Annotated in this window: 21 protein-coding genes, 1 pseudogene and 1 riboswitch; of the genes and pseudogenes, 11 read left to right on the top strand and 11 right to left on the bottom strand. The window is 72.5% G+C overall.

Going from position 1 to position 20,531, the window contains the following annotated elements:
* Positions 1-69 precede the first annotated feature (69 nt).
* The 3 genes from OG562_RS05025 to OG562_RS05015 all read right to left on the bottom strand — a co-directional run bounded on the left by OG562_RS05025 (position 70) and on the right by OG562_RS05015 (position 4,146).
* Positions 70-507, bottom strand: a complete 438-nt coding sequence (locus OG562_RS05025; protein ID WP_266394081.1) for a GNAT family N-acetyltransferase — start codon at positions 505-507, stop codon at positions 70-72.
* 116 nt (positions 508-623) lie between these two features.
* Positions 624-3,197, bottom strand: coding sequence for an ABC transporter permease (locus tag OG562_RS05020; protein WP_266394078.1), 2,574 nt, complete (start codon positions 3,195-3,197; stop codon positions 624-626).
* Between the two features lie 4 nt (positions 3,198-3,201).
* The gene (locus tag OG562_RS05015; protein ID WP_266394075.1) at positions 3,202-4,146 is read right to left on the bottom strand and encodes an ABC transporter ATP-binding protein; all 945 of its coding nucleotides are present in this window, start codon (positions 4,144-4,146) and stop codon (positions 3,202-3,204) included.
* 162 nt (positions 4,147-4,308) lie between these two features.
* Here OG562_RS05015 and OG562_RS05010 point away from each other — a divergent pair, with 162 nt between their 5' ends.
* Both OG562_RS05010 and OG562_RS05005 read left to right on the top strand, forming a co-directional pair.
* Entirely contained in the window at positions 4,309-4,554 is a 246-nt protein-coding gene (locus tag OG562_RS05010) for a toxin-antitoxin system HicB family antitoxin (RefSeq protein WP_266394074.1), read from the top strand.
* 4 nt (positions 4,555-4,558) lie between these two features.
* On the top strand, positions 4,559-4,933 hold the full coding sequence (locus OG562_RS05005; RefSeq protein ID WP_266394068.1) for a fic family toxin-antitoxin system, toxin component: 375 nt from the start codon (positions 4,559-4,561) through the stop codon (positions 4,931-4,933).
* 86 nt (positions 4,934-5,019) lie between these two features.
* Here OG562_RS05005 and OG562_RS05000 read toward each other — a convergent pair whose 3' ends face one another.
* On the bottom strand, positions 5,020-5,706 hold the full coding sequence (locus tag OG562_RS05000) for a triacylglycerol lipase (RefSeq protein WP_266394066.1): 687 nt from the start codon (positions 5,704-5,706) through the stop codon (positions 5,020-5,022).
* A gap of 115 nt (positions 5,707-5,821) precedes the next feature.
* Here OG562_RS05000 and OG562_RS04995 point away from each other — a divergent pair, with 115 nt between their 5' ends.
* Positions 5,822-8,314 (top strand): LuxR family transcriptional regulator, encoded by a 2,493-nt coding sequence (locus tag OG562_RS04995; RefSeq protein WP_266394063.1) that lies wholly within the window; start codon positions 5,822-5,824, stop codon positions 8,312-8,314.
* Between the two features lie 2 nt (positions 8,315-8,316).
* Here the strand turns inward: OG562_RS04995 and bioD are convergent, their stop codons facing one another.
* The 3 genes from bioD to bioB are packed head-to-tail and all read right to left on the bottom strand — an operon-like array spanning position 8,317 to position 11,508.
* A complete protein-coding gene (bioD, locus tag OG562_RS04990; protein WP_266409021.1) occupies positions 8,317-9,027 on the bottom strand; it encodes a dethiobiotin synthase in 711 nt (236 codons plus the stop codon).
* 2 nt (positions 9,028-9,029) lie between these two features.
* Complete coding sequence (locus OG562_RS04985) at positions 9,030-10,319, bottom strand: adenosylmethionine--8-amino-7-oxononanoate transaminase (RefSeq protein WP_266394060.1); 1,290 nt, start codon at positions 10,317-10,319, stop codon at positions 9,030-9,032.
* Entirely contained in the window at positions 10,312-11,508 is a 1,197-nt protein-coding gene (gene bioB, locus OG562_RS04980; protein ID WP_266394058.1) for a biotin synthase BioB, read from the bottom strand. Before bioB ends, OG562_RS04985 begins: the two co-directional genes overlap by 8 nt.
* A 188-nt stretch (positions 11,509-11,696) precedes the next feature.
* On the opposite strand from bioB, the gene OG562_RS04975 reads away from it, so the two are divergent.
* Positions 11,697-12,824, top strand: coding sequence for an 8-amino-7-oxononanoate synthase (locus tag OG562_RS04975; protein WP_266394056.1), 1,128 nt, complete (start codon positions 11,697-11,699; stop codon positions 12,822-12,824).
* 51 nt (positions 12,825-12,875) lie between these two features.
* Here the strand turns inward: OG562_RS04975 and OG562_RS04970 are convergent, their stop codons facing one another.
* Complete coding sequence (locus tag OG562_RS04970) at positions 12,876-13,109, bottom strand: DUF397 domain-containing protein (protein WP_266394054.1); 234 nt, start codon at positions 13,107-13,109, stop codon at positions 12,876-12,878.
* Positions 13,110-13,118: 9 nt separating this feature from the next.
* Positions 13,119-13,979 (bottom strand): helix-turn-helix transcriptional regulator, encoded by an 861-nt coding sequence (locus OG562_RS04965; RefSeq protein ID WP_266394052.1) that lies wholly within the window; start codon positions 13,977-13,979, stop codon positions 13,119-13,121.
* A 213-nt stretch (positions 13,980-14,192) separates the two neighbouring features.
* On the opposite strand from OG562_RS04965, the pseudogene OG562_RS04960 reads away from it, so the two are divergent.
* Positions 14,193-14,621, top strand: a pseudogene (locus OG562_RS04960) (ATP-binding protein); the annotation flags it as partial.
* Positions 14,622-14,839: 218 nt separating this feature from the next.
* On the opposite strand, the gene OG562_RS04955 reads toward OG562_RS04960, so the two are convergent.
* Positions 14,840-15,313, bottom strand: coding sequence for a C40 family peptidase (locus tag OG562_RS04955; RefSeq protein ID WP_266394049.1), 474 nt, complete (start codon positions 15,311-15,313; stop codon positions 14,840-14,842).
* A gap of 3 nt (positions 15,314-15,316) precedes the next feature.
* Positions 15,317-15,497, bottom strand: a riboswitch (cyclic di-AMP (ydaO/yuaA leader).
* A gap of 370 nt (positions 15,498-15,867) precedes the next feature.
* Entirely contained in the window at positions 15,868-16,173 is a 306-nt protein-coding gene (locus OG562_RS04950) for a hypothetical protein (RefSeq protein WP_266394046.1), read from the bottom strand.
* Positions 16,174-16,271: 98 nt separating this feature from the next.
* Between OG562_RS04950 and OG562_RS04945 the strand changes: the two genes are divergently transcribed.
* The 6 genes from OG562_RS04945 to ureG all read left to right on the top strand — a co-directional run bounded on the left by OG562_RS04945 (position 16,272) and on the right by ureG (position 20,531).
* The gene (locus OG562_RS04945; RefSeq protein ID WP_266394043.1) at positions 16,272-16,559 is read left to right on the top strand and encodes a type II toxin-antitoxin system Phd/YefM family antitoxin; all 288 of its coding nucleotides are present in this window, start codon (positions 16,272-16,274) and stop codon (positions 16,557-16,559) included.
* Between the two features lie 147 nt (positions 16,560-16,706).
* Positions 16,707-17,009 (top strand): urease subunit gamma, encoded by a 303-nt coding sequence (locus OG562_RS04940; RefSeq protein WP_266394040.1) that lies wholly within the window; start codon positions 16,707-16,709, stop codon positions 17,007-17,009.
* Between the two features lie 14 nt (positions 17,010-17,023).
* Entirely contained in the window at positions 17,024-17,335 is a 312-nt protein-coding gene (locus tag OG562_RS04935) for an urease subunit beta (RefSeq protein ID WP_266394037.1), read from the top strand.
* The gene (locus OG562_RS04930; protein WP_266394035.1) at positions 17,328-19,049 is read left to right on the top strand and encodes an urease subunit alpha; all 1,722 of its coding nucleotides are present in this window, start codon (positions 17,328-17,330) and stop codon (positions 19,047-19,049) included. The genes OG562_RS04935 and OG562_RS04930 overlap by 8 nt, the downstream gene beginning before the upstream one ends.
* Positions 19,050-19,059: 10 nt before the next feature.
* On the top strand, positions 19,060-19,734 hold the full coding sequence (locus OG562_RS04925) for an urease accessory protein UreF (protein WP_266394033.1): 675 nt from the start codon (positions 19,060-19,062) through the stop codon (positions 19,732-19,734).
* A gap of 113 nt (positions 19,735-19,847) precedes the next feature.
* Positions 19,848-20,531, top strand: a complete 684-nt coding sequence (gene ureG, locus OG562_RS04920) for an urease accessory protein UreG (protein ID WP_266394031.1) — start codon at positions 19,848-19,850, stop codon at positions 20,529-20,531.

The following is a 20,531-nucleotide window of genomic DNA, read 5'->3' as shown; positions in this document are numbered from 1 at the left end:
GGGACCGTGCAGGTTCACACGGTCCCCCAATGGTAAAGGATCGGCAAAGGGTCGCCTGTCGCGGCCCGGTCAGTCGCCGAACGGCTTCACCCAGCGCCGCCAGTTCTCCTCCGGCGTGTACCCCGCCGCGCGCCACGCATGATGCGCCGTCTCGTTGCGGGTGAGCACCATCGCGTCCCCGCGCCGCCCGCCCAGCCGGACGAAACGCTCCTCCGCGGCCGTCAGCAGCGCCGAGCCGACGCCCTGGCGACGGTGCTGCGGGTGCACCGCGAGTCGGTACAGGTGACACCGCCACCCGTCGAACCCGGCGATCACCGTGCCGACCAGTTCGGCGCCCTGCTCCCCGTGCTGTTCGGCGAGGATCAGCGCCTCGGGATCGCGGCCGACCAGGCGCTCCACGCCCGCACGGTCGTCGCTGATGCTCGTGCCCTCGGCGGCCGTCTTCCAGAAGGCCAGCACGGTGTCCAGGTCGTCGGGCGTCGCGGCCCGTATCCGCAGATCAGACATGGGGCGATCCCACCACGGCCAGCCGGTCCGAGGGCGGAATTCCACCATCCGGACGGCTCCTGCGGACCGGTGCCGAAGTATGACCGACGACGCCCGATACGTCTCACCGACACGGGTCACTCGTGCGCGATCGCCGCCAGCACGTTCATCCGGGACGCGCGCAGCGCCGGAAGCAGCGCCGCGACGACGCCGACCACCGCCGAGCCCACGACGACCGCGACGATCGTGCCCCACGGGACGGCCAGCGCCTTCATGCCCTGCAACGCCAGCACCTGCTGGATGCACACGCCCCACACCAGTCCGAGCGCCAGCCCCAGGACCGCGCCGAACACCGCGATCACCACCGACTCCAGCCGGATCATCCGGCGCAGCTGGCGCCTGCCCAGACCGATCGCCCGCAGCAGCCCGATCTCCCGGGTCCGCTCCACCACCGACAGCGCCAGCGTGTTGACCACCCCCAGCACCGCGATGACGATCGCCAGCCCGAGCAGCGCGTACACCAGGTACAGCAGCACGGCGATCTGGTCGTGGACCAGCTTCTTGTAGTCGGCCTGGTCGCGCACCTGCACCTGCGGATACGGGTCGAGTGTCTTCTCCAGGTGAGGCCGCAGCTGTTCGGCGTCGGTGCCGGCGGCCGCGTTCACGTACAGCGAGGAGTCCTGCCCGCCGGGCACGTACTTCTCCACGGTCGCGACGCCGAGGAACAGCCCGCCCTGCATGCCGAAGCCGTCGGCGGAGTCCTGGTCGGTGAGCGCGCGCACCGTCAGCGACGTCGTCCGGCCGCCCGGGAACTCGACCGGGACGACGCTGCCCAGCCGTACGCCGTGGTCCTTCGCGAAGTCCACGTCCATGCCGAGGGAGCCGCCGGCCAGCGCGGCCGCCGTGTCGCCCTCGGCGTACGTCACATGGGCGACGTCGTCGAGCCGGTCGTCGTAGCCCGCGGCGGTCGTCTCGATCCGCTTGCCGTCCGGGAGCCGTACGGCGAGGGGCGCGAACCGCTGCCGTACGACGAGACCGACGCCGTCGGTGGCGCGCACCGCGTCGGTGACCTCCTTCGAGAAGGGGGTGAAGTTGGCGTTCTGGATCACGTAGTCGGCGCCGAGGGTCCTGTCGATCTGCTCGTCGAAGGACTTGGACATCGACGCGGACGCCACCGACATCCCGCCCACCAGGGCGAGGCCCACCATCAGGGCGGCCGCGGTGGCGCCCGTACGGCGGGGGTTGCGCAGGGCGTTGCGCTGGCTCATCCGGCCGACGGAGCCGAACAGGGCCGGGAAGGCTCCGCCGAGCACCCGGATCATCGGGCGCACCAGCAGCGGGCCCGCGATGACGGTGGCGATCAGGGTGAGGACGACGCCCAGGCCCAGCAGGGAGGCCGCCGACGCGGTCTTCGAGGAGGCGGCACAGCCGGCGAGCGCGGCCGCACCGAGCGCCCCGACCACGGAGCCCACCACCGCGCGCACCTTCAGCGGTCGGCCCACCCCGGCGATGTCCGCGTCCGCGAGGGCCGCCATCGGCGACACGGTCGCCGCGCGCCGGGCGGGCAGATAGGCGGCCACGAAGGTGACGCCGACGCCGACGACGTAGGCCGCCACCGGGGTCGGCCAGCCGACGACCATCTCCGTGGTCTTGAGGTTCATGCCGAAGGCGCTCATGAGCTTGATCAGCCCGGCCGCGAGACCGATGCCGGCCGCGAGGCCCAGCGTCGAGCCGACGAGCCCGAGCAGCACCGCCTCGGTGAGCACCGAGCGGCGTACCTGACGGCGGTCCGCGCCCAGGGCGCGCAACAGGCCCAGCTCGCGGGTGCGCTGGGCGATCAGCATCGAGAAGGTGTTGACGATCAGGAACACGCCCACCAGGACGGCGATCCCGGCGAAGCCGAGCATCACGTACTTGATGACGTCGAGGAACCCGCCGAGGTCCGCCGCGGCCGACTTCGCCTGCTCGGCGGCGGTCTTCACGTCGTACGACGACGCGCCCGAACCCAGTGCGGCGGTCACTCGCCGTTTGAGCACGGCGTCGGTCGCGCCCGGCGCCGCGTCGACCGAGACGCCGGTGGCCCGGTCCGCGGAGCCCAGGAGCTTGGTCGCGGCGATCTCGGGGTCGAGGAAGACCAGGGCCGCGCCCGGGTTGGTGGTGGTGAAGGTGGCGATGCCGACGATCTCGACCTTGAACGAGCCCGGCTGGGCCATCACGGTCAGGGTGTCGCCGATCCGCACGTGCTTCTTGTCGGCGGTGTCGGCGTCGAGCATGGCCTCGCCGGCGCCGTGCGGGGCGTGCCCGGAGGTCAGCTTCACCGGGCTGCGGTCGGTGAGGTACCAGTCGGTGGCGATGGTGGGCGCGCCCGTGGTCGGCCCGACGGACTTGTTGTCGCCGTCGACGACGGTGATGTTCTGCACGCTGACGTCGGCGTGGGTCGACGCGACCCCGTCGACCCGGGCCACCTCGGCGGCCAGGGCGGCGGGCACGGTCTGGACCGCGCCGGTCGGCACGGACGAGGAGAGGTCCTCCCGCGGCTCCACCGTCACGTCGGCCGACGTGGAGGCGAACAGCCGGTCGAACGTACGCGTCACCGTGTCCGAGAAGATCAGACTGCCCGCGACGAACGCCACGGACAGGACGACGGCCAGCGCGGACAGCATCAGCCGCCCCTTGTGGGCGAGGAAACTCCTGAGCGTCGCCTTCAGCACCGGCTCAGCCCTCCTTGCCGGAGTCGAGTGAGTCACCGGAGTCACCGGAGTCACCGGAGTCACCGGAGTCACCGGAGTCACCGGAGTCACCGGAGTCACCGGAGCCGCCGGAATCGCCAGTGACGCCGGTGTCACTCGAGCCGCCGGGTCCGGGTCCGGGTCCGTCGGTGCGGGGGCCTCCGCCGGAGAACAGGCGCATCCGTTCGAGCACCGCCTCCGCCGTGGGCCGCTCCTTCTCGTCCACGATCCGTCCGTCCGCGAGGAAGAGCACCAGGTCGGAGTGGGCGGCGGCGCCCGGGTCGTGGGTGACCATGACGACGGTCTGCCCCAGGCTGTCGACGGCCTCGCGCAGGAACGACAGGACCTCGAGCCCCGCGCGCGAGTCCAGATTGCCGGTCGGCTCGTCCGCGAAGATCAGCTCGGGGCGGGAGGCGAGCGCCCGGGCGCAGGCCACCCGCTGCTGCTGGCCGCCGGACAGCTGGGACGGCCGGTGCTTGAGCCGGTCCCGCAGACCGAGCGTGTCGATCACCTGGTCCAGCCACTTCTGGTCGGGCTTCTGGCCCGCGATGTCCATGGGCAGGGTGATGTTCTCCACCGCGTTCAAGGTCGGGATCAGGTTGAACGACTGGAACATGAACCCGATCCGGTCCCGCCGCAGCCGGGTCAGCTCCCGGTCCTTCAGTCCCGTGATCTCCGTGTCGCCGAGCCACACCTGACCCGCCGAGACGGTGTCGAGCCCGGCCAGACAGTGCATCAGCGTGGACTTCCCCGAGCCCGAGGGCCCCATGACCGCGGTGAAGCGGCCGCGCGCGATGTCCACGTCCACCGAGTCCAGGGCGAGCACGGCCGTCTCGCCGGAGCCGTACGCCTTGGTCAGACCGCGGGCGCGGGCCGCGACCCCGTCGGCCGAGGCCAGACCGGGGGCATGCTCCGCAGCAGGTGTGGACAAGGCTGACTCCTCGCTCGCACGGACGGGCCGACAGACGGGGCGACCGGGCGGACCGGCGGCCCTGCGCGGCCGAGCCTAGTGTGATCCGGCGCACACCCGGTATCCCTTTTCGATTCCCGCCCGCCCTTGCCGCTGCTAGCAGGTCGGCGCTAGCGTCGAGGTATGGCGAAGACCCAGCTGAACGTACGCGTGGACGAGGGCACGGCCAAAGCCGCCCGTGAGCGCGCCACGGCCCGCGGCATGAGCGTCAACCGCTACATCGAGGAGCTGGTCAGACAGGACGCCGGGGAGGTCGGTCACACCTTCGTGGAGGCCGCGGCGGACTTCATGAAGCAGTACGAGACCGTCTTCGCGGAGGAGTTCGGCCCGGAGCGCGGGCGCGGGGACGCGCGCGAAGGTCGCCGCTGATCCCTTGAGCCCTCTCCGTATCGACCTCGCCTGGCTCCTGATGGTCGCCGAACAGAAGACCCCGGGGGACCCCCAGGTCACCGACTGGGGTGCGCTGGTCGCGGCCGTGGCACGCCACCAGGCCGAGATATTCGACGTCCCCGTCTACGACGACGCGCCCGCCCGAGCGGCCGCGCTGCTCCAACTCCTGATCCACGTCCCGGCGTTGGAGCGTTCCAACGCGCTGTTCGCCTGTGCCGTGGCCTACGCCTATCTCGTCGCCGGCGGCCTCAAGGTCGTCACCTCGCCCGAGCAGGTCAGGGACCTGGCCAGACTGGCCAAGAGCGGTGAGGCATCGCTCCACGACATCGCGCAGGAACTGCGCCAGTGGAGCCATTGAGGGTCCCGGACCCACTGGCTCCACCAGCGCGACTGGTTCTGCCGACGTGATCGGTTCTACCGGTTCTGCTGGTCCTGCTGCCGGCTCTACTGGATGAAGTCCCGCACCTGTTCGTACACGCCGTAGTCGTTGTTCATGTCGGTGTGCGAGATACAGCCGACGCCGACGTTGGTGGCCCCGCTGAGCAGCGCCGAGGAGTCCGGGTCGATCGCCGAGTCGCAGTTCGACCAGTAGGCCGCGTACGACACGCTGCCCGGCGTCTCGTCACCGGAGTTGAGCGCGGTGAGGAACGAACTCCCCGTCGTCATCTCCTTGCAGGACGTGTACAGCCAGCCGCACAGCGAGGCGACCGACGTCCCGTGGTTGACGCCCGCGACGGAGACGAAGTCGTCCACGTACGCCGTTCCGCCGAGGTTCTTGAGGTAGTAGCGGGAGCTGAGGGCGCCCATGGAGTGGACGACGACGTCGACCTTGCTCGCCCCGGTGCTGGCGAGAACGCTCTTGATCTTGGTGGCCAGTTGTGAGGCGGTCGTGACGTTCGACTGGGTCCAGCTGTACGAACTCGCGTCCAGCTCGGCGGCCGTGTAGCCGTCGGCCTTGAAGTCGGCGACCCATTCGTCCCAGCTGCTCGACGAGCTGCTGATGCCGTGGACGAAGACGATGGGGTTGTGGGTCGCCGCGTGGGCTGTGGGGGCGGAGAAGGAGAGTGACAGAAGGAGCGAAGAGACCACGGCCGAGAAGACCGCGGCGATGCGACGCTTGCCGCGCTGCATGATGCCTCCTGAAACGGGTGGGGTTGCCAGGAGTGTCCGGTCGGGTCTACGCGCGGCGCATCGGTGGAATCGCCGGTCTTTACTGTTCAAGTAACCCGCCAGTAACGTCATCTGTGTGGTGACCCCGGTGAACCCCCCACCTCTCGGCGGCACTTCGCCACCGACGCACCCGGACGCGTGCCCGCGTCCGGCCTCGGCCCTCCCCGAAGGCGTCCGCGTGCGCGTCCTGCGACTCGTATACGGCGATCCGCGCGCGGCCGCCGAACTCGCGGCGCGGCTGACCGAACGTCAGGCGTCCGGCCTGGACCCGCTGCCGACGGAGCCCGCGACTCTGGCCCCCGGCCTGCTGCGCGCCTACCGCGGGGAGATCCGCGCCCTGCCGGACGACACCCGGCTGCTGCTTCTGCTCGCGGCCGCCGACCAGTACCCGGTGGCCACGCACGCCTTCCTGCGCGCCGTCGCCGCCGCCCGGCTCGACACCCGGCCCCTGGAAGCCGCCGAGGCGGCCGGGATCGCGTACGCCACGGCGGGCGGGGTCTGCTTCCGGGACGCCTGGACCCGGATCGCCGTCCACGAGACGGCGACGCCGGCCGACCGGCGCGACGTCCACCGGCTGCTGGCCCGCGTCCTGCACGACCAGGCCGAGACGCCCCGGCGGTCCTGGCACCGGGGCGCGGGCGCGCTCGGCCCCAGCGCTCGGCTCGCGGCCGAACTGACGGCCGCGGCTGCGCAGGCCCGCGCGGCCGGCGACCCGGCCCTGTCCGCCGCCCTCGTCGAACGCGCCGCCGAGCTCTCCCCGGACGCCCGCGAACGCGCCCGCCTCCTCGCCCGCGCCGCCGCCGACGCCTGGCACTCCGGCGACGGCGACCGCGCCCGTGACCTCGCCGCCCGCACGGACGTACCCGCCCTGAGCGGCGTCCTCGCCCTGCGGACGGGACACGCGGGGGAGGCGTTCGACGCGCTGCTGGCGGGGGCGGTACGGGCGGCGCGTGCGGAGGCGCGCGCGGGGGCGGAGGCGGGGGAGGAAGCGGAGGAAATCGCTGCCGAGCCGCCCTCCGGCGGGGCGCCCTCCGCCGAGCTGTCCTCCGGCGGCACGACTTCCGTCGAGCCGCCCTCCGGCAGGGCTTCTGGCGGCCGGGCGTCTGCCGGTGCCGCGGGGCCGTCCGACGGCCCGGTGGTCGTCCGCGCCGCAGGGGAGTCCTCCGGCCCGGCGCCCGCCGGCGCCGCCGGGCGGCCCTCCGGCCGTCCCCTCCCGGGCGCGGTCGGCGAAGCCTCTCCCCGCTCCCTCCCCACCGACCCCACCGACACCGCCTCCCATCTTCTCGCCCGTGCCACCGAAGCCGCCGTCTACACGGGTGACCTGCGGCGATGTCGTGAGGCGGTGCTCGTCGCACGGAGGCTGGGGGTCGTGCCGCCGGGGGCGCTGGGCGGGATCGCCGCGGCCGTCGACGGGCGGTACGAGGACGCGCGCGACCTGCTGGAGGCGACCGCCGGGCGCTGCGGTCCCGGTGGCGACCCCACCCTCCTCCTCCACGCGGGCATCGCCGCCCTGATGCTCGGCGACCACACCCGCGCCGCCACGGCCACCCTCCGGGCCGCCGCCGCTGCCCGCGCCCGGGGCATCACGGCCACCGTCTCCCAGGCCATGGAGTTCCGCGCCTACGCCGACTTCTGGACCGGCCGCCCGCACGCCGCCGAGGCCGCCGCGCTGGACGCCCTCCGGCAGGCGTACACCACCGGGCAGGACAACGGCGCCTGCCATCTGCAGGCCGCCCTCGCGATGTTCGCCGCGGTCACCGGCGACGCCGACCTGTGCCGGGCGCGCGCCGCGGCCGCCCGCTCCTACGCCCTGGCCCACGGCCTGGGCCTGCCCGCCGCCCTCGCGCAGTGGGCGCTCGCCTTCCTCGACCTGGGCGCCGGCCGGTTCGGCGCGGCGGCGGCCCGGCTGCGTGCCCTGGCCGCCTTCGGCCCCGGCCACGGACACCGGGCCATCCGGCACCTGGCCACCCCGCACTACGTCGAGGCCGCGGCCCGCGCGGGCGACACCCGTGTCGCCCGGGCCGCGCACGCCGACTACGACCGCTGGGCCCGCGCCGTGCGCAGCCCCGACGATCTGGCCCTCAGCGCCCGCTGCCGGGCCCTGCTCACCCCGGGCGCCGACGCCGTCGAGCACTACCGCACCGCCCTCGACCTGCACGCCGACGGGACCCGCGCCTTCGAACGGGCCCGCACGGAGCTGCTGTTCGGCAGCGCGCTGCGCAGGCTGCGGCAACGCGCCGAGGCCCGCGACCGGCTGCACAGCGCCCTGGAGGCGTTCGAGTCGTTCGGCGCCCCGCACCACGCGGAGGGCGCCCGTGCGGAACTCCGCGCCCTAGGAGCTCCCGCCGCGCCCGCGCGCGGCCGCGAGCGCCCTACCGCTCAACTGACCGCGCAACAGCTCCTGGTCAGCCGTATGGCCGCCGACGGCGCCACGAACCGTGAGATCGCCGCCCGCCTCGCCCTCAGCCCCCGTACCATCGACCACCACCTCCGCGGCGTCTTCACCCGCCTGGGCATCCGCTCCCGCATCGAACTCGTGCGCCTGCTGGCGGAGGACGACGGCGGCTGAGGCTACAGAGCCGTTCGGAACGCCTCCGCCTCCCACGTACCGTCCAGCCGTGCCGCCAGCCAACCGGGGGCCGCCGTCCGGAAGTCGGCGGGCGCGAGCGCTCCGACGCCCATCGGCAGCGCACCCAGCAGCGGGGCGCCGGCGACGTCGGGCAGGTCCGTGACATTGCAACGCATCGCGAGATCGGGGAAGTCGGGCCAGCCGCCGATGACGACGCCCAGCAACTCCACCCCTCGCGACCGCAGTTCACGGGCCGTCAGTTCCGTGGTGTTCAGCGTGCCCAGTCCCGCCGAGGCCACCACCAGCACCGGCGCCCGCAGCAGCTCCGCCGCGTCGGCCAGTGTCCCGCCCGCCTCGTCGAACCGTACGAGCAGTCCGCCCGCCCCCTCGACGAGCACCAGGTCGTGCTCCGCCGCCAGCTTCTGGGCCGCCTCCGCCACGTCGCAGGGCCGCACCGGCGTCATCCCGGCCCGTCGTGCCGCCGTCGCGGGGGCCAACGGCTCGGGAAAGCGGGCGAGTTCGGCCGTGGTGAGCGGACCGGCGAGGCGCGCGACCTCGTCCGCGTCCCCGCGCTCGTCCGGCCGTACGCCGGTCTGCGCGGCCTTCAGGACGGCCACCGACCGGCCCGCCGCGAGCGCGCAGGCGGCGACGGCCGCGGTCGTGACGGTCTTGCCGACCTCCGTGCCCGTCCCCGTGATCACCAGGATCGGCATGCTCATCCCTCCCGCGCCGCCGCGCACACCGCGCGCGCGATCCGTGCCACGTCTGCGTCGCCGGTGACGTACGGCGGCATCGTGTAGACCAGGTCGCGGAAGGGGCGCAGCCAGACGCCCTCCCGCACGGCGGCCGCCGTGGCCGCCCGCATGTCCACGGCGTGGTCGAGCTGGACGACCCCGATCGCGCCGAGGACGCGGACGTCCTGGACGCCGGGGAGGTCGGCGGCCGGAGCCAGCCCCTCCCGCAGTCCCGCCTCGATCCGTTTGACCTCCGCGAGCCAGTCCTGGCCGAGCAGCAGCTCGATCGAGGCGCAGGCGACGGACGCGGCCAGCGGATTGCCCATGAACGTCGGGCCGTGGGCGAGGACCGGCACCTCGCCCCGCGAGATGCCGCTCGCCACCCGGGAGGTGCACAGCGTCGCCGCCATCGTCAGATAGCCGCCGGTCAGCGCCTTGCCCACGCACATCACGTCCGGCGTCACCGCCGCGTGCTCCGCCGCGAACAGCGCGCCGGTGCGCCCGAAGCCGGTGGCGATCTCGTCGAACACCAGCAGCACGTCGTGGGCGTCGCACGCCTCGCGCAGCACCCGCAGATACGCGGGGGAGTGGAACCGCATCCCGCCCGCGCCCTGCACCACCGGCTCCACGATCACCGCGGCCAGTTCGTCGGCGTGCCGCTCGATCGCCGCGCGCAGCTCATCGGCGTACGCCTCCTCGTAGGCGACCGGAGGCGGGCCGACGAAGAGCTGGCGGGGCAGGACGCCGGTCCACAGGTCGTGCATCCCGCCCTCGGGATCGCACACGGACATCGGCTGCCAGGTGTCGCCGTGGTAGCCGCCGCGCCAGGTCAGCAGGCGCTGTTTCGACGGGCGGCCCAGCGAGCGCCAGTACTGCAGGCACATCTTCACCGCGACCTCGACCGACACCGACCCCGAGTCGGCGAGGAAGACGTGCTCCAGACCCTCGGGCGACATGTCGACAAGGTGCTTCGCCAGCCGTACGGCGGGCTCGTGGGTGAGCCCGCCGAACATCACGTGGCTCATCCGGCCGAGCTGCTCGCTCGCGGCCTCGTTGAGCACGGGGTGGTTGTAGCCGTGGATCGCCGACCACCAGGACGACATCCCGTCGACCAGCTCGCCCGAGCCGTCCGCGAGCCTCAGCCGGACCCCGCTCGCCGACTCCACGACGAGCGGGTCGACCCGGCCGGGCATCGGGCCGTACGGATGCCAGACGTGCCGCCGGTCCAGCTCCAGCAGTTCGGCGACGGGCAGGCCGGTCGGGTCAGGCATTGGGCGCGAGATCCGTCCCGGCGCCCCGACGGCGTACGGCGACGAGGTCCGTCCGCACCTCGTTGACCTGCGGCACGGAAGCGGATCCGCAGACTCCGGCCCCCTCGTGGGATCCGCACCCGGCGCCTTCGTGCGACCCGCAGCCGGCCTCGGCGTGGGAGCCGCAGCCGCCGCCGACCGCCGTCGCCCGGTGCTGCGGGAGGGTCACCTCGCCCGCGCCCTCCACCTCGAAGCCGGCGTCCGCGATCATCTCCAGGTCGGCCTGGCCGGCCTGGCCCTCGCTGGTGAGGTAGTCGCCGAGGAAGATGGAGTTGGCCAGGTGCAGGGCCAGCGGCTGGAGCGTGCGCAGATGGACCTCGCGGCCGCCCGCGATGCGCACCTCGACGTCCGGGCACACGAACCGGACCATCGCCAGGATGCGCAGACAGCGCTGCGGGGTGAGGTTCCACTCGGTGGCGAGCGGGGTGCCCTCCATCGGGATCAGGAAGTTCACCGGAACGGAGTCCGGGTCCAGCTCGCGCAGCGAGAAGACCACGTCCACCAGGTCCTCGTCGCTCTCGCCCATGCCGGAGATCAGCCCCGAGCAGGCCGACAGACCGGCCGCGTGCGCCTTCTGGACCGTGTCCACCCGGTCGGCGTAGGTGTGCGTGGTCGTGATGTCCGCGTACGTCGACTCGGACGTGTTCAGGTTGTGGTTGTAGGCGTCCGCGCCCGCCTCGCGCAGCCGCTCGGCCTGGCCGTCGGAGAGCAGGCCCAGACAGGCGCACACCTCGACGCCCTCGTTCTGGTCCTTGATCGCCTTGATGGTGCCCGCGACCCGGTCCACGTCACGGTCGGTCGGACCGCGCCCGGACGCCACCAGACAGACCCGCTTGGCCCCGCCCGCGACCCCGGCCGCCGCCGCCTGGGAGGCCTGGTCGGGCTTGAGCCAGGTGTACTTCAGGATCCCGGCCGTGGAGCCGAGCCGCTGGGAGCAGTAGGAGCAGTCCTCGGGGCACAGCCCCGACTTGAGGTTGACGAGGTAGTTGAGTTTCACCCGTCGCCCGAACCAGTGCCGGCGTACCTTCCCGGCCGCGGCCACCACGTCGAGCACGTCGTCGTCGGAAGTGGCCAGGACGGCCAGTGCTTCCTCGCGGGTCGGCAGCTCGCGCCGAAGCCCCTTGTCCACCAGCGTGTTCAGCAGGTCCATGAGAGCCGATCCTGTCCTACGGAAGCGCTTCGGGCCAAGGTAGGGATCGCACAACACACCCGCTTCGACGTGTGGGTATTGCCACACCGTGGGTGGGCGATCGGCCCGCTAGTGTCTGTCCGCTACCTACAAAGGCGCCTGTACGGGCGCCCGCACAGGCCCGACCTGCACAGGCCCCGGAGGACCCCATGGCGTTCGGCTGGATCGACGAGCAGGCGGCCGCGCGCCGCCGCGCGGGGCTCGTACGGACGCTGCGGCCCCGCCCGGCCGACTCGCCGCTCCTCGACCTCGCGAGCAACGACTATCTGGGCCTGGCCCGCCACCCCGAGGTCAAGGAGGGGGCCGCGCGGGCCGCCCGGACCTGGGGCGGCGGCGCGACCGGCTCCCGGCTGGTCACCGGCACCACCGAGCTGCACGGCGAGCTGGAGCGGGAGCTGGCGGAGTTCTGCGGCTTCGAGGCGGCCCTGGTCTTCTCCTCCGGATACGCCGCCAACCTCGCCGCGGTCACCGCGCTGGCCCCGCACGGCTCGCTGATCGTCTCCGACGCGGGCAACCACGCCTCGCTCATCGACGGCTGCCGGCTGGCCCGCGGCGCCACCCAGGTCGTCGCCCACGCCGACCCGGACGCCGTGCGCAAGGCGCTGGGCACGCACGAGGGCCCGGCGGTGGCGGTCTCCGACACGGTCTTCTCGGTCGACGGCGACGCGGCTCCGCTGGCCGCCCTCGCGGCCGTCTGCCGGGAGCACGGCGCGGGGCTGGTCGTCGACGACGCCCACGGGCTCGGCGTGCTCGGCGACGGCGGTCAGGGCGCCGCCTACGCGGCGGGTCTCGCGGGGGCCGACGACGTCGTCGTCACGGTCACGCTGTCGAAGTCGCTCGGCAGCCAGGGCGGAGCCGTGCTCGGCCCCGCGCGGGTGATCGACCACCTGGTCAACGCGGCCCGGACGTTCATCTTCGACACGGGTCTGGCCCCGGCGGCGGCGGGCGCGGCCCTGGCGGCCCTGCGGCTGCTGCGCCGCGAGCCGCAGAGGGCCCCGCGCGCGCGTGCGGTGGCGGGCGAGCTGCACGCACGGCTGACGGCCGCGGGTCTGGAAGCGGTACGTCCGGACGCCGCGGTCGTCTCGGTGCGGGCGCCGTCCCCGGAGGGGGCCGTGCAGTGGGCGGCGGACTGCCGGTCGGCAGGCCTGGCCGTGGGCTGCTTCCGTCCTCCCTCCGTGCCCGACGGCATCTCCCGCCTCAGGCTGACCGCCCGTGCGGACCTCTCCGGGGCCGAGCTGGAACGCGCTGTACGAGTGATCGGCGAAACGCGACCATGAGTCGGCGTGACACGGCCGTGGACCGCCTCTGACGCTTGAGGTGCGGTGCGGTCAGTGGAACGCGGCTGTGAAGCCCGACCAGCTCTCGGGGGAGAAGAGCAGGGCGGGCCCGGCCGGGTCCTTGGAGTCGCGTACGGCGAGCAGGCCGGCCCAGGGTCCTGAGGCCGGCCGGGCCGTCTCCACGCAGTTGTTCATTCCCGTGCTGTAGCTGCTGCGCAGCCACTTCACGCCAGGGAGATCGTGGAGATCGGTGCTTGAGAGTACGTGCCGAGGCAGAGCTGACATGGTGCCTCCTTACGCGCCGTCAGCTATCGCGGCGATGTAATCCAGTGATTCCTCGGTGGAAAGGGCGTGCGCCCTGAGGGCGTCGAAGGCCTCGGTGTAGGCCTGGAGGTCTTCTTTCCGTTCGAGGTAGAGGCTACTCGTCAAGTGGTCTAGAACGACCACATCCAGATCAGAAGTGCTCGAAAATGAGAAAACAACGAAAGGGCCGGTGAGGCCGATATGCGCCCCGGCCCTGAACGGCAGTACCTGGAGCCGTACTTGGGGCAGTCGCGCCGCCTCCACGAGCTGGTCAAGCTGGCGGGCCATCACCTCGGGGCCGCCCACCTCCCGGCGCAGCACCGCCTCGTCCAGCACCGCGTTCAGCTCCAGCGGAGGCCGGCCGCGCAGCACCTCCTGGCGGGCCAGCCGCACCTCGACCAGCGTGTCGAGCTGGTCCTCGGTGATGCCCTCCACGGCGGCCCGGGTCACCGCGCGCGCGTACGCGGGAGTCTGCAGCAGGCCCGGGACCACGGTCGTCTCGAGGGTGCGCATCGCGCTCGCCTGGGACTCCAGGCTGATGAAGTCGCGGTAGGCGGGGGGAAGCACCCCGCGGTAGGCGTGCCACCAGTGGTCCCGTCCGCCACTGCCGTCGGAGCCGGCCAGGGCCAGCATCAGCTCCCGCAGATGCGGATCGGCCACACCGTAGGCGTCCAGAAGTAACCGCACATCGGCTGGTTTCGTACCGCTGGTGCCCGTCTCGATGCGGCTCACCTTGGACTGGTGCCAGCCCACGAGGCGGGCCGCCTCACCGCTGGTGAGCCCCGCCCGGGAGCGCAGCGTGCGCAGTTCCGCGCCCAGTTTTCGGCGGCGTACCGCGGGACCGTGCTGCATGGGCTCCTCCTTACTCCTTCCGGGCCGTCCAAATACGCTCTGCCGTAGCAGAGTTCACCGCATCGGGCGACAGATATATGCATATGTTGGTGGATCGCCACCCGTGACCGGCCCGGTAATGGCAGTCTGGCGAAGAAGCACCAGTCCGGGACCGTACTCGAACCATCCGCACCGTGTCGGACTACGGTCCCGTGGGAAAGGGACGACGTCGCCATGGCAGACCACCTGGAAGCATCCGTCACTCTGCCGAGCGATCCCGCCTCGGTCTCCACGGCCCGCGGTTTCGTGCTCCGCACCCTCGGCGAATGGGGCCTGCCGGCGGACTCGGACGCGGCGGACACCGTCCGGCTCATCGTCTCCGAACTCGCCACCAACGCCGTACAGCACACGCTCGGGCAGTCGCCTACCTTCACGGTGGACCTCGCGCTCGACCGTGACGAACAGTTGCACATCGGCGTCACCGACAGCCATCCGCGCTTCCCCAAACGACTGCCGGCCGCCGTCCAGCAGGACAACGGCCGAGGCATGGTGATCATTCGCTGGCTGACCGCGGAGTGCGGCGGCAAGCTGAGAGTGCGGCCCACCCGGGAGGGCGGCAAGACGGTCCTCGTCCAGCTCCCGTGGACCGTCCCGGCGGAGCCGGCGGCAGGGGCGGTGGCGGGGGTGCCGGTGAGCGGGATGCCGGTGAGCGGAGTGCCCGTGGCGGGGGTGCCGGTGAGCGGAGTGCCCGTGCCGGGAGCGCCCGTGCCGGGAGCGCCCGTGGCCGGGGCCGTGGCGGTCCCGCTGGAGGGCGAGCTCCCGGGGCGGTGACGGCGCGTCAGGGACGCCGTCACCGCCCCGGGAAGACCGAGCCGGGACGATCAACGCACCCGGCCGTACCAGACGCTCTTGGTCCAGATCTTCTGCAGCTTCACCACGTCCCCGGTCTTCGGGGAGTGCCAGATCTTGCCCCCACCGGCGTAGATCCCGACGTGGTACACGTTCGACCCGGAGTGGAAGAACACCAGGTCGCCGGCCTTGCGGGTCGACGCCGAGATGTGACGGGTCTTGTTGTACTGCTGAGCCGCGGTCCGCGGGAGGCTCTTGCCCGCCTTCTTGTACGAGTAGAGCGTGAGCCCGGAGCAGTCGAACCTCTTCGGACCGGTGGCCCCCCATTTGTACGCCGAGCCCTTTTTGGACGCCGCGACCTGCAGCGCCTTGGCGGCCGGCGTCGCGGCCGAGGCGTCGGCGGCGACACCCGGGACCATGACCGAGGCGCCGACGGCGGCGATGGCGAACGCCGAGGCCGTACCGGCCCGGACCATGAGCGACGGGACACGATTGAGCGCAGTCATGCGCAACCCTTCGTCAGCCGCCTGTGAAGGATGACCTGTCGGATTCGGGCTGGCGAAGTTGCCCGGCCGCGTACTGCGGCTTCACCCCAAGGGCTGCTCGGCCCGGTCATGGCGTGACCGTTCCGGCGACCCGTCGTGCTTGGGTCCTCCACTCCTGCCGATGCACTTCTGTCGACCGGTCATCCGGGCGGCGGCAGGACTCGGCGTCCGCCCGGACCGCCCCGCCGCTTGTGGCGGGGGCTTGTCGTCAGTCAGGGATCCTGGCTCACGGAGGTCGGAAAATCCCAACGCAACCGGCTATTTGTGGGGTTACTCACCACCCGCCCATTCGGGTGAACAACCTGATGCATCCTCAGATGCCAAGATGCCCCCATGCCCCCGGACCTGCATCGGAACCCTCTACTGCGCCCGCGGAAAGGCTCGTTGCGTGCCCTCGGCGGGCCCGGATCAGGAGCCGGGGCTCCGCTGAACGGGGGTACGCCGTTCGGCGCGTTTCACGACTGAGCCGGACGGCCCGCGCCCCGCGCGTACCGTCCGGACCGGGTCCGTGCGCGTCAACTGTCGGAGAGCGGCGGCAGCGTGACGCGCGCCGTGCGGCGCTCCCCGTCGAGGACGCGCAGCGCCCGCGCGAGCGTCGGCGCGTGCAACTCGCTCTCGCCCCGCTGGTGCATCAGCGTCAGCGCGTCGCGCAGCGCCGTGGCCCTGCTCACCAACGCCTGGGCCGCGCGCAGTCCGCGGTAGGTGTCGCCGTCGTGCGCGGGGTTGATCCGGCCGACCATGTCGACGACGTCCAGGTAACGGTCGATCAGCTCGGCCTCGGCGCGGGTGAGCGCGGGCAGCGGCGGCAGTTCGGGCAGCATCGGCGTACTCCTCCTTGCGGCAGAGCTCTCTGTAGAGCCGACTGCGGGGCCGTCTCTGTAAAAAATGTACAGGACGTACGTGACGTTACAATGGGGTCATGGCCTACGAGATTCCGGTGACGCAAGCCAGGGCTGAGCTCGCCGAGCTGATCAACCGGGTGGTGTACGGCGGTGAGCGCGTCGTCGTGACGCGGCACGGCAAGCCGCTGGTCGCCCTGGTCTCCGCCGCCGACCTGGAGCGACTCGACGCGCTGGACGCCCTGGCGGCCGTGGCCGAGGAGCAGGTGGTCACCTCGGTCTCCGCCGTCCGCGAGGTCGCGTCCGCCGCCCGCGAACGGCAGCGGTTCGGGGTCGCGGCGGAACACCGGCGGCCGGGTCCTTCGTAGCCGGCCTCGCGGCTTGTGGATCACCGCTGGGTTAACTTGTTCGAAATGCGGTCCAACTAGCCTGCCCATCCACGCCACCAGGGGCTTTCCCCCGTGGCCGCGGAAACCGGGCCCCGCACGGTCCGGAGCGAGGATGTGAGGTGGGACGTGCAACTGACCCCGCACGAGCAGGAGAGGCTGCTGATCCACGTGGCGGCCGACGTCGCCGAGAAGCGCCGGGCCCGTGGGCTCAAGCTGAACCACCCGGAGGCCGTGGCCCTCATCACGTCGCACATCCTCGAGGGCGCCCGGGACGGCCGTACGGTCGCCGAGCTGATGGCCTCCGGGCGCAAGCTGCTCACCCGCGACGACGTCATGGACGGCATCCCCGAGATGATCCACGACGTCCAGGTCGAGGCCACCTTCCCCGACGGCACCAAGCTCGTCACCGTCCACGATCCGATCGTCTGACGGGGGAGACCGCCATGATTCCCGGAGAGATCCTCTTCGCCGAGGACCCGATCGTCTACAACGAGGGCCGCGAGGTCACCCGGCTCGCCGTCCTCAACGCCGCCGACCGGCCCGTCCAGGTCGGCTCCCACTACCACTTCGCCGAGGCCAACCCCGGCCTGGAGTTCGACCGCGCCGCCGCGCACGGCAAGCGGCTGAACGTCGCCGCCGGCACCGCCGTGCGCTTCGAGCCCGGGATCCCTGTCGACGTGGAACTCGTCCCGCTGGCCGGCGCCCGTGTGGTGCCCGGGCTGCGCGGGGAGACCGGAGGTGCCCTCGATGCCTGAGATCTCACGCGGCGCGTACGCCGACCTGTTCGGCCCGACGACCGGAGACCGCATCCGGCTGGCCGACACCGATCTGCTGATCGAGATCGAGGAGGACCGCTGCGGCGGCCCCGGGCTCGCCGGTGACGAGGCGGTCTTCGGCGGCGGCAAGGTCATCCGGGAGTCCATGGGCCAGTCACGCGCTACGCGCGCAGACGGCACCCCGGACACCGTCATCACCGGTGCGGTCGTCGTCGACCACTGGGGCGTGGTGAAGGCCGACGTCGGCATCCGGGACGGGCGGATCACCGGCATCGGCAAGGCCGGCAACCCCGACACGATGGACGGGGTCCACCCGGACCTGGTCATCGGCCCGGAGACCGAGATCATCGCCGGCAACGGGCGGATCCTGACCGCAGGCGCGGTCGACGCGCACGTCCACTTCATCTGCCCGCAGATCGCCGACGAGGCGCTGTCCTCGGGCGTCACCACGCTGGTCGGCGGCGGCACCGGACCGGCCGAGGGCTCCAAGGCCACGACGGTGACGCCGGGCCCGTGGCACCTCGCCCGGATGATGGCGGCGATGGAGCAGTACCCGCTGAACATCGGCTTCCTCGGCAAGGGCAACACCGTCTCGCACGACGCGATGCTGTCCCAGATCCGGGGCGGCGCACTGGGCCTGAAACTGCACGAGGACTGGGGCTCCACCCCGGCCGTCATCGACGCGTCCCTGACCGTCGCCGACCGCACGGGCATTCAGGTCGCGATCCACACGGACACCCTGAACGAGGCCGGTTTCGTCGGCGACACGCTCGCCGCGATCGCCGGACGCGGCATCCACGCCTACCACACCGAGGGTGCGGGCGGCGGACACGCGCCCGACATCATGACCGTCGTCTCGCAGCCGCACGTGCTGCCCAGCTCGACCAACCCGACCCGGCCGTACACCGTGAACACCGCCGAGGAACACCTCGACATGCTGATGGTGTGCCACCACCTCAACCCGGCGGTCCCCGAGGACCTCGCCTTCGCCGAGTCGCGGATCCGCCCGTCGACGATCGGCGCGGAGGACATACTCCACGACCTCGGCGCGATCTCGATCATCTCCTCCGACGCGCAGGCCATGGGCCGGGTCGGCGAGGTCATCCTGCGGACCTGGCAGACGGCGCACGTCATGAAGCGCCGGCGGGGCGCGCTGCCCGGCGACGGACGGGCCGACAACCACCGGGTCCGCCGCTACATCGCCAAGTACACGATCAACCCGGCCCTCGCCCAGGGCCTGGCCCGGGAGATCGGCTCGGTCGAGACCGGCAAGCTGGCCGACCTGGTCCTGTGGGAGCCGGCGTTCTTCGGCGTCAAGCCGCACCTCGTCATCAAGGGCGGCCAGATCGCGTACGCGCAGATGGGCGACGCCAACGCCTCGATCCCGACCCCGCAGCCGATCCTCCCGCGCCCGATGTTCGGCGCGATCGGACGCGCGCCGGCCGCCAACTCGTTCAACTTCGTCGCGCCGCTGGCGATCGAGGACGGGCTGCCCGAGCGCCTCCAGCTCGGCAAGAAGTTCGTCGCCATCGAGTCGACCCGTCAGGTGACCAAGGCGGACATGCGGGAGAACGACGCCCGGCCGCGGGTCGAGGTCGACCCCGACAGCTTCGCCGTGCACATCGACGGGGAGCTCGTGGAGGCGACTCCGGCCGCCGAACTGCCCATGGCCCAGCGCTACTTCCTCTTCTGAGGACGCTGCGATGACAAGGGCAGCACTGCTCGTCCTCGCCGACGGCCGCTTTCCCGCCGGAGGGCACGCGCACTCCGGCGGGGCGGAGGAGGCCGTCAAGGCGGGACGGATCACCGGGGCGGCGAGCCTGGAGGCCTTCTGCCGCGGGCGGTTGCACACCGCCGGGCTCGTGTCGGCGGCCCTCGCCGGGGCTGCCGTGCTCGGCGTCGACCCGGTGGAGTTGGACGCGGCCGCGGACGCGCGGACGCCGTCGCCCGCGTTGCGGGTGGCCGCGCGGAAGCTGGGCCGGCAGTTGATGCGGGCCGCTCGCGCGACCTGGCCTTCCGTGGAACTCGACGCCGTGGCAAGGGAGTTCCCCAAGGGGGCGCATCAGCCGGTCGTGCTGGGCCTGGTGGCACGGGCGGCCGGGCTGGGGCCCGAGGACGCGGCGTACTGCGCGGTGTACGAGAGCGTGAGCGGACCCGCTTCCGCGACGGTGCGGTTGCTGAGCCTTGATCCGTTCGACGCCACGGCGGTGTTGGCACGGCTGGCGCCGGAGCTGGATCGCATCGCCGATCGGGCGGTGGAATCGGCTCGGCGGGCGGTCGACGACGGGGTCGACGTACTGCCCTCCGCGTCGGCGCCGTTGCTGGAGATCGGCGCGGAAGCGCATGCCGCCTGGGCTGTACGTCTGTTCGCGTCGTAGGAGTCTCGTCCCTGCCGCCCATCGACCCTGGGGGCGCCGCCCCCAGACCCCCGTTCGGCCCGAAGGGCCTCGTCCTCAAACGCCGGACGGGCTGAAGTATTGGAGCCGTACCCGTGCACCTCGACCACTCTCACAGCCACGACGGTCCTGCCGCCGTCAGCGCGGACGCGCACCGCCCCGACGGCGCCCGCCGCGCCCTGCGCATCGGCCTCGGCGGTCCCGTCGGCTCGGGCAAGACGGCCACCGTCGCCGCCCTCTGTCGCGCGCTGCGCGACGAGCTGTCGCTGGCCGTCGTCACCAACGACATCTACACGCGCGAGGACGCCGAGTTCCTGCTGCGGGAGGCCGTGCTGCCGCCCGAGCGGATCACGGCCGTCGAGACGGGCGCCTGCCCGCACACCGCGATCCGCGACGACATCTCCGCGAACCTCGAAGCGGTCGAGGACCTGGAGGACGAGGTCGGCCCCCTCGACCTCATCCTCGTGGAGTCCGGCGGCGACAACCTCACCGCCACCTTCTCAAAGGGCCTGGTGGACGCGCAGATCTTCGTCATCGACGTCGCCGGCGGGGACGACATCCCGCGCAAGGGCGGCCCCGGCGTCACCACCGCCGACCTGCTCGTCGTCAACAAGACCGACCTCGCGCCCCACGTCGGCTCCGACCTCGCCCGGATGGCCGCCGACGCCAAGGCGCAGCGCGCCGAACTCCCCGTCGTCTTCCAGTCGTTGAGGAGCGAGCCCGGGGTGCGGGACGTCGCCGTGTGGGTGCGGGCGCAGCTCGCCGCCTGGACGGCGTGA

The sequence above is a fragment of the Streptomyces sp. NBC_01275 genome (assembly GCF_026340655.1).
Lineage (GTDB): Bacteria > Actinomycetota > Actinomycetes > Streptomycetales > Streptomycetaceae > Streptomyces.
Note: the sequence above shows the minus strand (reverse complement) of the source record. Positions and strands in the feature narration are given on the sequence as shown.